The following is a 14,092-nucleotide window of genomic DNA, read 5'->3' as shown; positions in this document are numbered from 1 at the left end:
CCGCGGGCCGGGCGGATTCCACCGCGAGCACCACACCGGTCCGCCCGGCCTGCTCGGCGAGGCGCGCGGCGAAGACACCCGCGCCGCTGTACAGATCCCAGGCCCGCCCGCCGGGCCCGAGTTCCGACCATTCCGCGATCAGATCCGAATAACGTTGCGCCGCACCGTGATGCGCTTGCCAGAAGCCCGTAGCCGCGACCTCCCAGCGGCGGCCTGCCACGTACTCGACCGCGCGTCCGCTGCCCTCGAACACCCACTCGTCGCGCGCCGCGTGGGCCGCAGCACGTCGCGCGGACGCCGCGCGGCGGTCGTCTCGGCGGGTGGAGTCCGCGGCGGTCCATTCTCCGCCGCGCCTGCCCCGGCTGTGCGGCCGATCGCGTCGGCCGCTTCCGGCGCCCCCGCGCCGATCCCGGCCACCTGCCTGCCGACCACTCGCGCCCGGGCCGCGACGATCCGCGCCACGGCTGCCCGGTTCGGTCTCGGGCGGGGCCAACTCGACGACATGCCGGATCCCGTCACCGTCCACCGCGATCACCAAGTCGGCGCCGGGCGTCCACTGCCGGGCCGCGATGCCGTCCAACGCCCCCGCGACCGGTTGCGGGCACCGCAGATCCGCGATCACGTCGGTGCTGCGATACCGGTGCACGCCAGCGCGTCCGTGGGCGTCGACCGCGAGCCGTACGCGCGTGCGCCACCCGCCGATCGCGTCACCGGACCCGATGGGCTCCACCAGCACGTCGCGCTCGATCCCGGCCAGCCGCCGCAACTGCTCGGCCACCACCGTGGCCTTCAGCGCGCGCTGGGCGACCGGCGTGGCGAAGGAGAAATCGCAGCATCCCGCTCCACCGGGACCGGAGACGGGACAGGTGGCCTGCACCCGGTCCGGTGACGCCTCGAGCACCTCGACCGCGTCGGCGCGGCAGAACGAGCCGCCGCGATCCTCGGTGACCCGGACCCGCACCAGTTCACCGGGCAGTCCGTGCCGGACGAACACCACACGTCCCTCGTGCCGTGCGACACAGAAGCCGCCGTGCCCCGGCGGCCCGAGCCGCACCTCGAACGTGCCGGTCCGCCGATCGCTCATCCCGAATGCTCCACTGGCGTCATGTCCGGTCCTCGTACCCGCGCCGGAACGCCCCCGGCGCGTTCACCACCCCGGGCGTCTTCAATCGCGCCGACGAACTCAGCTGCCACGGCACGCTGGTCACCATCACGCCCGGTTCGAACAGCAGCCTGCCCTTCAACCGCAGCGCGCTCTGGTTGTGCAGTACCTGCTCCCACCAATGGCCCACGACGTATTCGGGGATGAACACGGTCACCACGTCGCGCGGGGCGTCCTTGCGTACGCGCTTCACATAATCGAGCACCGGCTTGGTGATCTCGCGGTAGGGCGATTCGATCACTTTGAGCGGCACCGTGATATCGCTGTTCTCCCACTCCCGCACCAGCGCCCTGGTGTCGGCCTCGTCGACGTTCACCGTCACCGCCTCCAGCGTGTCCGGGCGGCTGGCGCGCGCGTAGGCCAAGGCGCGGCGGGTCGGCAGATGCAGCCGCGAGACCAGCACGATCGAGTGCGAGCGGCTGGGCAGCACACCGTCCCACTCGTGCTCGTCCAGCTCACGCGCGACCGAATCGTAATGCCTGCGAATCAGCTTCATCACCACGAAGATCGCGACCATGGTGAAGATGGCGATATAGGCGCCTGCGAAGAACTTGGTGATCAGCACGATCACCAGCACCGCTCCGGTGGCGCTGAGACCGACCGCGTTGATCACCCGCGATCGCTTCATCCGCGCGCGCTGCGCCGGGTCGGTCTCGGTGCGCAACAGACGGGTCCAGTGCCGCAGCATGCCGGTCTGGCTCAGCACGAACGACACGAACACACCGACGATGTACAGCTGGATCAGCTTGGTCACCTCGGCGCCGAAGAGCACCACGAACGCGATGGCCGCGCCGGAGAGGAACAGGATGCCGTTGCTGAACGCCAGCCGATCGCCTCTGGTGTGCAGCTGGCGCGGCAGGTAGCGGTCCTGCGCCAGGATCGAGCCGAGCACGGGGAACCCGTTGAACGCGGTGTTCGCGGCGAGTACGAGAATCAGCGCCGTCACCGTCGTGATGAAGAAGAAGCCCACCGGGAATCCCTCGAACACCGTCTCGGCGAGCTGCGCGATCAGCGTCTTCTGGTGGTAGTCGGACGGCGCGCCGGTCAGGTCGGCGACGTTGTGCGCGTACACGACTCCGATCTTCTGGGCGAGGATGATGATGCCCATCAGCAGCACGATCGCGATCGTCCCCAGCAGCAGCAGAGTGGTGGCGGCATTGCGCGACTTGGGTTTGCGGAACGCGGGCACGCCGTTGCTGATCGCCTCGACACCGGTCAGCGCGGCGCAGCCGGAGGAGAACGCCCGCGCGACGAGGAAGGCGAACGCCAACCCGTAGAGGTGCTCGTGCTCGGCGTTCAATCCGAAGCCCGCCGATTCGGCCCGCAACTCCTCCCCCAGCACGAAGATCCGGAACAGGCCCCAACCGAGCATGACGAACATGCCCGCGATGAACGCGTAGGTCGGAATGGCGAACGTGGTGCCCGATTCCCGCACACCGCGCAGGTTCATCGCGGTGAGCAGGGCGATGGCCACGACGGCGAACAGCACCTTGTGGGTGGCGACGAAGGGAATGGCCGAGCCGATGTTGGACGCGGCCGAGGAGATCGACACCGCGACGGTGAGCACGTAGTCGACCAGCAGCGCGCTGCCCACGGTCAGGCCCGCGGTCGGCCCCAGGTTGGTGGTGGCCACCTCGTAGTCACCGCCGCCGGACGGGTAGGCGTGCACGTTCTGCCGGTAGCTGGCCACCACCACCGCCATGACGAAGGCGACCGCCAATCCGACCCACGGCGCGTACAGGTACGCCGACACTCCGGCGGCCGACAGCACGAGGAAGATCTCTTCCGGGGCATAGGCCACCGATGACATGGCATCGGAGGCGAACACCGGGAGGGCGATTCGCTTCGGCAGTAGCGTATGGCCCAGCGAGTCGCTACGGAAAGGCCTGCCCAGCAGCACTCGCTTCGCTGCCGTCGTCAACTTGGACACTGGAGCGAGCATAGGCCCCCGCACGGTGGATCGCGCGCGTGGCTCGCAGGTTTGCTCGCCGGCTGGAGGGGGAACGTGGCCGGTGGAATCATTCGACGGGTAGCGTTCGACCGAACAGCAAACCAGACCGAACACCATGGTTCCAGGAACGAGGTTGCACGGTGTACGTAGTGATCATGGGGTGCGGGCGCGTCGGCTCGTCGCTGGCCCAGGCCCTGGTCCGCGTAGGTCACGAAGTCACCGTGATCGACCGGGATTCCAGTGCCTTCCTGCGCCTGGGATCCGATTTCCCGGGTGAGCAGGTGACGGGTGTCGGATTCGATCGAGATGTGCTGATAAAGGCGGGAATCGAGCGGGCGAACGCGTTCGCGGCGGTCTCCTCCGGCGACAACTCGAACATCATCTCCGCCCGGGTCGCCCGGGAGATGTTCGGGGTGGAGCGCGTGGTCGCCCGCATCTACGACGCCAAGCGCGCCGCGGTCTACGAGCGGCTCGGCATCCCGACCATCGCCACGGTCCCGTGGACCACCGACCGCTTCCTGCGCGCGCTCATCGGCGATACCGGCACCACCACCTGGCGCGACCCGACCGGAACGGTCGCCGTGACCCAGCTGACGCTGCACGAGGAGTGGTACGGCCGCACCGTGCGCGACTTGGAGCAGACCGTCGCGGCCAGGGTCGCGTTCATCATCCGGTTCGGCCAGGCACTGCTTCCCGACAGCAAGACCATCATCCAGGCCGACGACATCGTCTATGTGGCCGCCGCGTCCGGCGCCGTGGGCGAAGCCGTCGCCTTGGCGACGAAGCCCCCAGCGAGCGAGGACTGAATATGAAAGTGGCCATCGCCGGAGCAGGCGCCGTCGGCCGATCGATCGCCAGGGAGCTGCTGCGTGGCGGCCACCGGGTCATGCTGCTGGAGCGCGAAGTCGAGCACATCGATTCCGCCGCGATCCCCGACGCGGTCTGGGTGCACGCCGACGCGTGCGAACTGGCCCTGCTGGAGCAGGCCGGGCTGGAGACCTACGAGGTGGTCATCGCGGCCACCGGTGACGACAAAACGAACCTGGTGCACAGCCTGCTGGCCAAGACCGAGTTCGGCGTGCGCCGGGTGGTGGCGCGCGTGAACGACCCGCGCAACGAGTGGCTCTTCGACGGTTCCTGGGGTGTGGACGTCGCGGTGTCCACACCCCGGCTGCTCGCCTCCCTGGTCGAGGAGGCGGTGTCGGTCGGCGATCTGGTGCGCCTGATGACGCTGCGCCAGGGTCAGGCGAATCTGGTCGAGATGACGCTTCCGGCGGACACCGCGCTGGCGGGCAAACCCGTGCGCACGCTCACCCTGCCCCGTGACGCCGCCCTGGTGACCATCCTGCGCGGCGGTCGCGTGATCGTGCCGCAGCCCGACGACGCGCTGGAAGGCGACGACGAGCTGCTGTTCGTGACCTCGGTGGAGGCCGAGGAAGACCTCCGGCTGGAACTCGCCAACCACGGCATCAGGCCATAACTCCCCGAATACGGCCGGACGCGGGTTCGCGGGTTCGCGGCGAAGCACCGCCGGAGAGCTATGCGGCCGGTTTCAGCTGCGCGCGCAGCTTGTTCAGCGCGCGGTGCTGCATCACCCGGACCACGCCCGGGCTGGTGCCGATGGCCTCGGCGGTCTGCGCCGCCGACCAGCCGAGCACGATGCGCATCACCAGCACCTCACGGTGCGCGGGGGCCAGCACCTTCATGAGTTCTCTTGTGGCGGCCCGCCGTTCGGAGGCCAGCGCCCACTCCTCCGGCCCGGCGGCGGAGGACGCGTAGTCCGGCACATCGGCCATCGGGTAGGCGGGGTGCTGCTGCGAGCGGCGGAACGCGTCGGCGACCTTGTTGGCCGAGATGCCGTAGACGAAGGCCAGGAACGACTTGCCCTGGTCGCGGTAGCGCGGGATGGCGTTGACGGTGGCCAGCAGGATCTCCTGCACCACGTCGTCGGCGGTGACCTGCAGGTGGGCCGTATTGCCCAGGCGCGCGCCGCAGTAGCGCCGCACCAGCGGATGCACGATCCGGATGATCTCCGCGACCGCCCGGCGATCGCCCGCCGCCGCAGGCTCGATCAGCTTGTCCAGCTCGGCCGATACCCGCCGGCTCTCCGAGAGAGCGGGGTGGTGGTTCTTGGGCAGCGCCGCGGTGTTGTGCTCGGTAGCCACGTCCGAGTCCTTTCTTGCCGATCAGTGCGTGTTTTTCGGTACGCATTGATCGTCTGAGAAACTCGGAGGGGCGACCAGGCACCCCAGGGTGGGGAAGCACCCACCTCCGCGGTGGGACTTATCCCACCCCTGTGCATTTCGCCTGACGGCGGCGGAGGGTTAACAGCTCAAGCCGGTCCGGCCGCGACCACCGACTTGGTGGGCAGGTGGCCGGCCCGCCGCACCGCCCAGACGGTGACGCCCAGCGCCACCGCGGTCAGCGGCCAGCCCATCGCGATGCGGGCGAAGGCGAGCCAGCCGGTGCGGTCGGTGTCGTAGAGCTGCGACTGCACCAGGTAGCGGGCCCCGAACACCACGATCCAGGTAGCGGTGGCCAGGTCGTAGAGGCGCACCGAGCGCGGATCGGACCGCCAGTCGGAGCCGTGCCCGTTCAGCACGCCCCAGATCACGCCGACCAACGGCCGCCGGACCAGGATGGACGCGAGGAACACCCCGGCGTACACGAGGCTGGTGTAGATGCCGAAGAGGAAGAAACCCTTGGCCTCGCCCATCCGGTAGGCGATGAAGGCGCAGATGCCGACACCGAAGAAGCCGGAGATGGCGGGCTGGATGGGATCGTGCCGCACCAGGCGCCAGACGAGGATGGCGGCGGCCACGCCGAGAGCCGCCCAGATCGCGGCGGTCAGCCCGGCGAGACTGTTCACGGGAACGAACACGACAACCGGAAGCGTCGAGTAGATCAGGCCGCTGAAGCCGCCGAGTTGTTCGAGGAGGGTCTGTTCGGCACGTTCCTCGTCACGATCGGGCACATTCGGCCCGGTGCGGTCGTCCGATCCTGCGTTGTCGTCGCTCAATGGCATACGTCAGCTGTTCCCGCGCAATTCGTAGTAGGGGTTGAAGATCACTTTGCGGCCGTCACGGTCGCCGACCCGGCCACGGACGAGGATGCGCCGCCCCGGCTCGATGCCGGGAATGCGCCTGCGCCCGATCCAAACCAGTGTGATCGCGTCGGTGCCGTCGAAGAACTCGGCCTGGACGCTGGCGCCCGCCGACTTGGGACATGCTTCGACACTGCGAAGCCTACCGAGCATGGTGGCCTCGTCACCGCGCCGACACTCCGACGCGCGCGACGCCCCCGAGGCCTCGGAGGTCTCGGCCAGTTCTTCGGCGTCCAGCTGATCGAGGTCCTGGGTCAGCCTGCGGCCCAGACGTCGAAAATACCCTGAGGCTGCGGATGACATTGTGCACGCTCTCCTGCATAGAGCAGATGGCGTGGGTCGCACACCATCGTGAGGGATCCGATCCGCACGACCCGCTGCGGCCGTACAACGCCACTGTAGATGGGCGGGGCCACCCCCGCTACGCTCGGACCGATGTTCGACTCCCCACACCCCGCTCGCGTCGTGGCGCTGCCCGGCACCGGATCCGACGCCGATTTCGCCCGGCGCGCATTCGGGCCCGCCTGCGCAGCGCGCGGCTGGGATTTCGGCGCGGTGGAACCGGACCCCCGCCGGGTGGTGGCGAGCTGCCTTGCCGCGCTGGATGCGGCGTCCGGCTCCGGCCCGGTGCTGGTCGCGGGCATCTCGCTCGGTGCGGCGATCGCACTGGAATGGGCCGCCGAGCACCCGGATCGCGTCGTGGGAGTCGTGGCGGCGCTGCCCGCCTGGACCGGCCCCGATACCGCCGCTTGCCCGGCAGCACTGAGCGCGGCGGCCACCGCCGCACAGCTTCGCACCGACGGTCTGGCCGCCGTGACCGACCGAATGCGCGAGAGCAGCCCGCGGTGGCTGGCCGACGCGCTGACCCAGTCGTGGCGGGCGCAGTGGCCGGATCTTCCGCAGGCGCTGGAAGAGGCCGCCGACTACAAGTGGCCCGCCGCCGAGTTGCTTGCCACGTTCGAGCCGCCGCTCGCGGTGGTCACCGCGGTCGACGACCCGGTGCATCCGCACGCCGTCGCCGAGGAGTGGGCGGCGCTGGCCCCGCGCTCGCGGCTGCACCGGATCACCCTGGACGAACTCGGCGCCGACCCCGCGATCCTGGGACACGCGGGTATCGGCGCCTTCTGGTGAGTTCGCCGGCTCAGTTCAGGCCGAGCTGCTGCATGGCCGACCCGTCCGCGCCGCGGCGCGGGCCCTGCGGCATCCGCGGCACCGCGGGCTGCGCGCCGGTCTGCGCCGCCACCTGCGCGGCCATCGCCTGCTGCTGGGCTTCCACCTGCTGTTGATGGGCCGCGGCCAGCTGCTCGGCCAGCTGCTGGGGCAGCACCACCGGCAGCGGCTCCCGTACCGGCAGCGGGTCCTCGCCACGCCGCACGACCGTCTCGCTCAGGATGGCCCGCGCCGCCTTGACCAGCGGGGTGCCGTCGTTCGCCGCGCCCGAGGGGCCCGCCGCGACCAGCCGCACCATCCAGCGATAGCCGTCCACACCGATGAAACGAAGGTCCGCGCCTTCGGTCAGCGCCAGCAATTCCCGGCCCCACGGGCCGTTCTCGACCGACACCCGGGCGCCGTCCTTGCGCAGCGAGTCGGCCAGATCCGCGGCGACCAGCCGCCATTGGCCCGTGCTCTTCGGCGCGGCGTAGGCCGCGACGGTGATCCGGCCGTGCTCGGTGGCCAGGTGCACCGCTTGCGGTTGCCCCTCCGGTGTCATCTCGACCTGCAACTGACCGCCCGGCGGGACCGGCAACAGCACCGACCCGAGATCCAGCCGCTGCTCGGACACCTCGTCCAGCAGTTCGGCGACCTCGTCGTAGTCGTACGGGCCCGGCCGGCCGTGCGGACGGTCGGCGTTCATATCCACGCCCTCGTAGGAGCGCTCGTCGGTGGGGGCGTCGTCGTAGAACTCGTCGTCGTACTCATAGGCGTAGGCCGACTCGTAGTCGGCGTAGTCGTCCGCCTCGTCGTACCGGTCGTCCGCGGCCCGGCTCGCGTTCTTTCTCTTTCCGAACATTCCCGTCATGCCTCCTTGCCGGTCGTCCGGCCCACCCCGTTCGCCGGTGCGGTCAGGCTCGCGTGACCACCGCTGGAGCCGTACCCGCCCGCACCACGGGTCGTCTCGTCGAGCGTGTCGACCTCCACGAAATCCACCAGTTCCACTCGCTGCACCAGCAGTTGCGCGATCCGGTCGCCGCGACGCAACTCGATCGGTGTGCGCGGGTCGTGGTTGATCAGGCACACCTTGATCTCGCCCCGGTACCCCGCGTCGACCGTGCCCGGGGTGTTCACCACCGACAGCCCGGTCTTGGCCGCCAGACCCGAGCGCGGATGGATCAGGCCGACCGTGCCGACCGGTAGCGCGACGGCGACACCGGTGCCGACCAGCACCCGCTCCCCCGGCTCCAGGATGACGTCTTGCGTGGTGCACAGATCCACGCCCGCGTCGCCCGCATGGGCGCGCGTGGGCACGGGGATGCCGGGGTCCAGCCGCAGCAAGGGTATGGGTGAAAGTGCGCTCACGTTGGACGAGCCTACGCGTAGGCTGTTTGCCCTCGTGACTTAGTGTTGACTCGTGTCGGACCAGCCCAATCCCATGACCATGGACGAGAAAAAGCAGCCCGCGCAGCACTACCGGGAGCGCCTGTGGGTGCCGCTGTGGTGGTGGCCGGTGGCGTTCGCCGTCACCGGATTGCTCGCGGCGGAGATCCACATGGGCGCGCCGGGTCTGCGGGCGTGGCTGCCCTATGCGCTGTTGTTCCCGGTGCCGGTCTGGGTGCTGCTGTGGCTGAGCCGGCACCGCGTCGAAGTGGCGCCGGACGCGAACGGCACACCGGAGCTGCGCGCCGATAGCGCACATCTACCGGTGAACTTCGTTGCCCGCGCGGCCGCCGTCGCCCCCACCGCGAAAAGCGCGGCGCTGGGTCGCCAGCTCGACCCCGCCGCTTATGTCCAGCATCGCCCCTGGATCGGGCCGATGGTGTTGCTCGTGCTCGACGACCCGGACGATCCGACGCCGTACTGGCTGGTCAGTACGCGGCGGCCCGAACGGGTCCTTGCCGCGCTCGGTCTACCGAGCGCGGGCTGACACTCTGCTCGATCTCGTCGAGATCAGGCGGCACAATCCATGCAGATCATCTGGCCGCCCTTCTCACTGGCCAGCCTGCTCCGGTGATGAACCAGGAAACAGCTGGAACAGGTGAACTCGTCGGCCTGCTTCGGGATCACCCGAACCGTCAGCACTTCCTCGGACAGGTCGGCGCCGGGAAGCTCGAACGACTCCGCGGTATCGGATTCGTCGATATCCACGACGGCGGACTGCGCCTCGTTACGACGAGCCTTCAGCTCCTCCAGCGAATCCTCCGACACGTCGTCGGTTTCGGTGCGCCTCGGTGCGTCATAGTCGGTTGCCATGTCGTCTTCCCCTCGTCCTAACTCCGTATATCCCGGACCGGTCCGCTCACACCCGATTCCTGCCGGAATCGGCGCGACCGGTACCGCCCCGCCGGTGGTGCACGTCACACGTACACCGGTCGCCTATCAGGGCGGATCGTGTCGATCCACTCCCGATAGCGCTGGGTAAACGCAGGACATGCCCTTCTTGTTCCCGCGACCGACCACTGATTTCCGCACCGGCGATTCGATCTGGGCCGCCAGACAATAGCGGACCCCGGAGAAAAAGTCGCAATCAAAACACAGCCGAGTCGAAAATGAGGGCCAATCGACACCATCTGGGGAACGCACCGAGACCTTGCGCCGGGTCGCCGTCAGATTTTCGTAGAGTGTGCTGGTGGTTTCACTGATCACCGAAGGTACCTCGACGGATCCGCACGGGCGGCCGTTCCTGCGTCGCCGCCCCCAGCCCTGGCTCATCATGCTCGGCGTTCTCGCTCTGATCTGCGGGATCGTCTGGGTCAAAGCCCTCACGACGCACGACGCCGACCACACCGCGATGGCGTGCAACTCGCCCAGCCCCGCGTCGGATCCCGGTGCGCCGCAACCGGCTCCGCTCGGCCAGCGGGTCGGCGCAGGCCGGCTGCAGGACGTGGAACCAGCCCCGCTGGCGGCGAGCAAGGTGCGCGTGCTCAACGCGAACAATCAGCGCGGCCAGGCCGCGCACGTCGCCGCCCAGCTCGGCGACCTCGGCTTCGCGAGCGCACCCGGAACGCAATACGGCAACGATTCGGTATACGTCAACGGCGACCTGGAATGCACCGGGCAGGTCCGCTTCGGCGTCAACGGCCGTCCGGCCGCCGCCGCCGTGCAGTTGGTCGCGCCGTGTGCCGAGCTGATCGAGGATCAGCGCGGCGACGACACCGTGGATCTGGTGCTCGGCTCCCTGTTCCGGGACATCCGGCCCAGCAACGACGCGGAGGAGGTGCTGCGTTCGCTCAAGAACCCGGCGCCGGGCAACTCCACATCCATCGATGTCAAGTTGCTCGACGCCGCGCGGCAGGCCCGCTGCTGATCAGCGGTCCGGAATCGGCTCGGTAGCACCCACCCGGGCCAGCAGTTCGCCCAATTCCTCGGCTATGCCGGGCGCGGCGGCCACCACCAGGTCGCCGTCGGTGCCCGGCGCCGTCGCGGGCGGAAGCGTCAGCCGCGCGCCCGCCTCCGCGGCGATCAACGCGCCCGCGCCCCAGTCCCAGGCGTTCAATCCGTGCTCGTAATAGGCGTCCACCCGGCCCGCCGCGACATGACACAGATCCAGCGCCGCCGCGCCGAACCGGCGGATGTCGCGCACGTGCGGCAGCACCTGCGCGACCAGCTCGGCCTGCCTGGTCCTGCGCTGCCTGCCGTAGGCGAATCCGGTGGCCACCAACGACATCGCGACGGATTCGACGGGCGTACAACTCAGGTGCTCCACCACGCCGTCGGCGTCGACCCGCAGCGCACCGAGCCCGAGCCCGGCGCTGTAGGTGGCGGCCCGCGCGACGTCCACCACGGCGCCCGCGACCGGTCGCCCGCCACGCAGCGCGGCCACCGACACGGCGTAGCCGGGGACGCCGTAGAGGAAGTTGACGGTGCCGTCGATCGGATCCACCACCCAGTGGACGGTGTCCGCGCTGGCGTCGTCGAGGCTGCCGCCGCCCTCCTCGCCGAGGATCGGGTCACCGGGGCGTTGTTCGGCGAGCAGTTTTCGGATCAGATCTTCGGTCTCGGTGTCCACGATGGTCACCGGGTCGGTCTCGTGGCTCTTGGACTGCACGGCCCCTTCGGCGTGCGCGCCCGCGGGCCCGAACACCTCGGGGCGGCGGGCGCGGACATGGGCGGCGGCCGTCTCGGCGATGTCGACCGCGACGCGACGCAGGTCGGCTTCGTCGCCACGCGCGACGATCGAGACGAAGGAGTCGGGGGTGTAGTCGGACACTGGCGATGAGGTTTCCGGCACGCCCTCCATCGCATCACACATCCTCGCCGAACGCCCAGCCCCGTGGTCCCATTACTCTTGTCGTGCACGACACAGCGCCGTCGTCGGGCATCCCATTCGCAGCGCCCGCAGTGGCGTCGTGGGCCCCGTGCAGCGCTGTCATCACACCGGCCAGCACAGGGAACGAGGGGTTAGTCATGTCCGCTCGGGGGCACGCATTCGGCATCGACATCGGCGGCAGCGGTGTCAAAGGCGCCGCGGTCGATCTGGCCACCGGCGAGTTGGTCCACGAGCGGATCAAGATCGCGACGCCGCACCCCGCGACACCGGGTGCCGTGGCGGAGGCGGTGGCCGAACTGGTCGCCGAAGCCGAGTGGACCGGGCCGGTCGGCCTCACGCTGCCCGCGGTGGTGACCGGCGGAGTGGCGCGCACCGCGGCGAACATCGACAAATCCTGGATCGGGACCGACGCGCGGGCGCTGTTCTCCACCGCGCTCGGCGGCCGTCCGGTTACCGTGCTCAACGACGCGGACGCGGCGGGCATGGCCGAGGACCGCTACGGCGCGGCAAGCGATTTCGCCGGTCTGGTGCTGCTGCTGACCTTCGGCACCGGCATCGGTTCCGCGTTGCTCTACCACGGCACGCTGGTGCCCAACACCGAACTCGGCCACCTGGAGGTCCAGGGCATGGAGAGCGAGCACCGCGCGGCGGCCTCGATCAAGGAACGCGACGGCCTGAGCTACGAGCAGTGGGCAGCGCAGGTCAGCCTGGTGCTGACCACGCTGGAGGACCTGTTCTTCCCCGTCGTCTTCGTCGCGGGCGGGGGCATCAGCCGCGACGCCGAGCAGTGGATCCCGCTGCTCACCAATCGGACACCAGTCATCCCGGCCCGCCTGCGCAACACCGCGGGCATCGTCGGCGCCGCCATGGCGATCGCGGGAGGAGTCGCACCGTGAGGCGCGCGGGTACGGCGAGGATGCCGCCACCGGCATCGTGCCGTAGGTACCCTGGTTAGATCGTTACAATGGAACGTGCCCGGCTGAGCCGGAGAAACCCCGACCGGCCCTCCGCCGGTGAAACCCGACAGATCGCTCCGCCGGAACACTACTCTGGCGTGACGCCGCACGAGACCGTCACGAAAGGGCGTACGTGGTAGCCACGAATACCCGTCAGACCGCCGACTCGGCCGATGCCGACTCCGCAGATGTAAACGCAGCACGGCCGGTCCGTAAGGCTGCCGCGAAGAAGGCTCCGGCGAAAAAGGCCGCCGCCAAGAAGGCGCCTGCCAAGAAGGCCGCGAAGGCGACCAAGGCTCCGGCGAAGAAGGCCACCACCAAAAAGGCGGGCCCGGACGGCGAGCCCGGCACCGACGAGGCGATCGAGGACGAGTCGCTCGATCTCGAAGATCTCGGCGATCTGGAAGTCTCCGAAGAGGACCTCACCGAGGGCGACGAGCTGGTCGACGTGGCCGAGGAGGCGGAGACCGAGGAAGCCGAGGAACCGACGCCCGCGGACAAGGCCTCCGGCGACTTCGTCTGGGACGAGGAGGAGTCCGAGGCGCTGCGGCAGGCCCGCAAGGACGCCGAACTCACCGCCTCGGCCGACTCGGTCCGCGCCTACCTCAAGCAGATCGGCAAGGTCGCGCTGCTCAACGCCGAGGAGGAGGTCGAACTCGCCAAGCGGATCGAGGCGGGCCTCTACGCCGCGGAGAAGGTGCGCGAGTTCGCCGAGCAGGGCGAGAAGCTGCCGGTCGCGATGCGCCGCGACTACAACTGGATCGTCCGCGACGGCAACCGGGCCAAGAACCACCTGCTCGAGGCCAACCTGCGCCTGGTCGTCTCGCTGGCCAAGCGCTACACCGGCCGCGGCATGGCGTTCCTCGACCTGATCCAGGAGGGCAACCTGGGTCTGATCCGCGCGGTGGAGAAGTTCGACTACACCAAGGGCTACAAGTTCTCCACGTACGCCACCTGGTGGATCCGGCAGGCCATCACCCGCGCCATGGCCGACCAGGCCCGCACCATCCGCATCCCGGTGCACATGGTGGAGGTCATCAACAAGCTCGGCCGCATCCAGCGTGAGCTGCTCCAGGATCTCGGCCGCGAGCCGACGCCGGAGGAACTGGCCAAGGAAATGGACATCACGCCGGAGAAGGTGCTGGAGATCCAGCAGTACGCGCGTGAACCCATCTCGCTGGACCAGACCATCGGCGACGAGGGCGACAGCCAGCTCGGCGACTTCATCGAGGACTCCGAGGCCGTGGTCGCCGTGGACGCGGTGAGCTTCACGCTGCTGCAGGACCAGCTCCAGTCGGTGCTGGAGACGCTGTCGGAGCGTGAGGCGGGCGTTGTCCGGCTGCGCTTCGGGCTCACCGACGGCCAGCCCCGCACCCTCGACGAGATCGGCCAGGTCTACGGGGTCACCCGTGAACGCATCCGCCAGATCGAGTCCAAGACCATGAGCAAGCTGCGTCACCCCAGCCGCTCCCAGGTCCTGCGCGACTACCTCGAC

16 protein-coding genes are annotated in these 14,092 nt (G+C 69.4%); 7 read left to right on the top strand and 9 right to left on the bottom strand.

Annotation, left to right across the window (positions count from 1 at the left end; genetic code table 11):
• Window positions 1–1,084: class I SAM-dependent RNA methyltransferase (locus NG1_RS34400; protein ID WP_062977995.1), on the bottom strand; the 1,084-nt coding region annotated here is incomplete at its 3' end.
• Window positions 1,085–1,103: 19 nt separating this feature from the next.
• Complete coding sequence (locus tag NG1_RS34395; RefSeq protein WP_062977993.1) at window positions 1,104–3,092, bottom strand: APC family permease; 1,989 nt, start codon at window positions 3,090–3,092, stop codon at window positions 1,104–1,106.
• A 161-nt stretch (window positions 3,093–3,253) separates the two neighbouring features.
• Here NG1_RS34395 and NG1_RS34390 point away from each other — a divergent pair, with 161 nt between their 5' ends.
• Window positions 3,254–3,919: a potassium channel family protein gene (locus tag NG1_RS34390; protein ID WP_062977991.1), complete on the top strand. Its 666-nt coding sequence runs from the start codon at window positions 3,254–3,256 to the stop codon at window positions 3,917–3,919.
• Between the two features lie 2 nt (window positions 3,920–3,921).
• A complete protein-coding gene (locus tag NG1_RS34385) occupies window positions 3,922–4,593 on the top strand; it encodes a potassium channel family protein (protein ID WP_062977989.1) in 672 nt (223 codons plus the stop codon).
• 58 nt (window positions 4,594–4,651) lie between these two features.
• On the opposite strand, the gene NG1_RS34380 is transcribed toward NG1_RS34385, so the two are convergent.
• From NG1_RS34380 to NG1_RS34370, 3 genes are all read right to left on the bottom strand, one after another.
• A complete protein-coding gene (locus NG1_RS34380) occupies window positions 4,652–5,278 on the bottom strand; it encodes a sigma-70 family RNA polymerase sigma factor (RefSeq protein WP_084499404.1) in 627 nt (208 codons plus the stop codon).
• Window positions 5,279–5,445: 167 nt separating this feature from the next.
• Window positions 5,446–6,138, bottom strand: coding sequence for a DUF3159 domain-containing protein (locus NG1_RS34375; protein WP_084499403.1), 693 nt, complete (start codon window positions 6,136–6,138; stop codon window positions 5,446–5,448).
• A 3-nt stretch (window positions 6,139–6,141) separates the two neighbouring features.
• Window positions 6,142–6,519: an OB-fold nucleic acid binding domain-containing protein gene (locus NG1_RS34370; RefSeq protein ID WP_040867807.1), complete on the bottom strand. Its 378-nt coding sequence runs from the start codon at window positions 6,517–6,519 to the stop codon at window positions 6,142–6,144.
• A gap of 132 nt (window positions 6,520–6,651) precedes the next feature.
• Here NG1_RS34370 and NG1_RS34365 point away from each other — a divergent pair, with 132 nt between their 5' ends.
• On the top strand, window positions 6,652–7,347 hold the full coding sequence (locus tag NG1_RS34365) for an alpha/beta fold hydrolase (protein ID WP_062977987.1): 696 nt from the start codon (window positions 6,652–6,654) through the stop codon (window positions 7,345–7,347).
• A gap of 10 nt (window positions 7,348–7,357) precedes the next feature.
• Here the strand turns inward: NG1_RS34365 and NG1_RS34360 are convergent, their stop codons facing one another.
• Together NG1_RS34360 and dut are read right to left on the bottom strand one after the other, a co-directional pair.
• Window positions 7,358–8,227 carry a DUF3710 domain-containing protein gene (locus NG1_RS34360; protein WP_062977985.1) on the bottom strand — a complete coding sequence of 290 codons (870 nt, stop codon included), beginning with the start codon at window positions 8,225–8,227 and terminating at the stop codon, window positions 7,358–7,360.
• 5 nt (window positions 8,228–8,232) lie between these two features.
• Entirely contained in the window at window positions 8,233–8,733 is a 501-nt protein-coding gene (dut, locus tag NG1_RS34355; protein WP_062977983.1) for a dUTP diphosphatase, read from the bottom strand.
• A gap of 79 nt (window positions 8,734–8,812) precedes the next feature.
• On the opposite strand from dut, the gene NG1_RS34350 reads away from it, so the two are divergent.
• Window positions 8,813–9,298, top strand: coding sequence for a DUF3093 domain-containing protein (locus NG1_RS34350; protein WP_062977999.1), 486 nt, complete (start codon window positions 8,813–8,815; stop codon window positions 9,296–9,298).
• A gap of 23 nt (window positions 9,299–9,321) precedes the next feature.
• On the opposite strand, the gene NG1_RS34345 is transcribed toward NG1_RS34350, so the two are convergent.
• Entirely contained in the window at window positions 9,322–9,624 is a 303-nt protein-coding gene (locus NG1_RS34345; protein ID WP_014986697.1) for a DUF4193 domain-containing protein, read from the bottom strand.
• A gap of 376 nt (window positions 9,625–10,000) precedes the next feature.
• Between NG1_RS34345 and cei the strand changes: the two genes are divergently transcribed.
• Window positions 10,001–10,678 (top strand): envelope integrity protein Cei, encoded by a 678-nt coding sequence (gene cei, locus NG1_RS34340; RefSeq protein WP_062977997.1) that lies wholly within the window; start codon window positions 10,001–10,003, stop codon window positions 10,676–10,678.
• Here cei and NG1_RS34335 read toward each other — a convergent pair whose 3' ends face one another.
• Entirely contained in the window at window positions 10,679–11,611 is a 933-nt protein-coding gene (locus NG1_RS34335; protein WP_062977981.1) for an inositol monophosphatase family protein, read from the bottom strand.
• A gap of 167 nt (window positions 11,612–11,778) precedes the next feature.
• Here NG1_RS34335 and ppgK point away from each other — a divergent pair, with 167 nt between their 5' ends.
• Both ppgK and NG1_RS34325 read left to right on the top strand, forming a co-directional pair.
• A complete protein-coding gene (ppgK, locus tag NG1_RS34330; protein WP_062977979.1) occupies window positions 11,779–12,537 on the top strand; it encodes a polyphosphate--glucose phosphotransferase in 759 nt (252 codons plus the stop codon).
• Between the two features lie 193 nt (window positions 12,538–12,730).
• On the top strand, window positions 12,731–14,092 hold a 1,362-nt coding region (locus NG1_RS34325), incomplete at its 3' end, for an RNA polymerase sigma factor (protein ID WP_062977977.1).

The sequence above is a fragment of the Nocardia gamkensis NBRC 108242 genome (assembly GCF_001612985.1).
GTDB classification, from domain to species: Bacteria; Actinomycetota; Actinomycetes; order Mycobacteriales; family Mycobacteriaceae; genus Nocardia; species Nocardia gamkensis.
The sequence above is the reverse complement of the archived record's forward strand: the minus strand, read 5'-3'. Positions and strand labels throughout refer to the sequence as shown.

Excerpts from the sequence above, each read along its gene's own strand:
- NG1_RS34350 (WP_062977999.1), top strand. The coding sequence starts at position 8,813 with ATGGACGAGAAAAAGCAGCCCGCGCAGCACTACCGGGAGCGCCTGTGG.
- NG1_RS34385 (WP_062977989.1), top strand. The coding sequence starts at position 3,922 with ATGAAAGTGGCCATCGCCGGAGCAGGCGCCGTCGGCCGATCGATCGCC.
- ppgK (WP_062977979.1), top strand. The coding sequence starts at position 11,779 with ATGTCCGCTCGGGGGCACGCATTCGGCATCGACATCGGCGGCAGCGGT.
- NG1_RS34345 (WP_014986697.1), bottom strand. The coding sequence starts at position 9,624 with ATGGCAACCGACTATGACGCACCGAGGCGCACCGAAACCGACGACGTG.
- NG1_RS34370 (WP_040867807.1), bottom strand. The coding sequence starts at position 6,519 with ATGTCATCCGCAGCCTCAGGGTATTTTCGACGTCTGGGCCGCAGGCTG.
- NG1_RS34375 (WP_084499403.1), bottom strand. The coding sequence starts at position 6,138 with ATGCCATTGAGCGACGACAACGCAGGATCGGACGACCGCACCGGGCCG.
- NG1_RS34360 (WP_062977985.1), bottom strand. The coding sequence starts at position 8,227 with ATGTTCGGAAAGAGAAAGAACGCGAGCCGGGCCGCGGACGACCGGTAC.
- NG1_RS34335 (WP_062977981.1), bottom strand. The coding sequence starts at position 11,611 with ATGGAGGGCGTGCCGGAAACCTCATCGCCAGTGTCCGACTACACCCCC.
- NG1_RS34365 (WP_062977987.1), top strand. The coding sequence starts at position 6,652 with ATGTTCGACTCCCCACACCCCGCTCGCGTCGTGGCGCTGCCCGGCACC.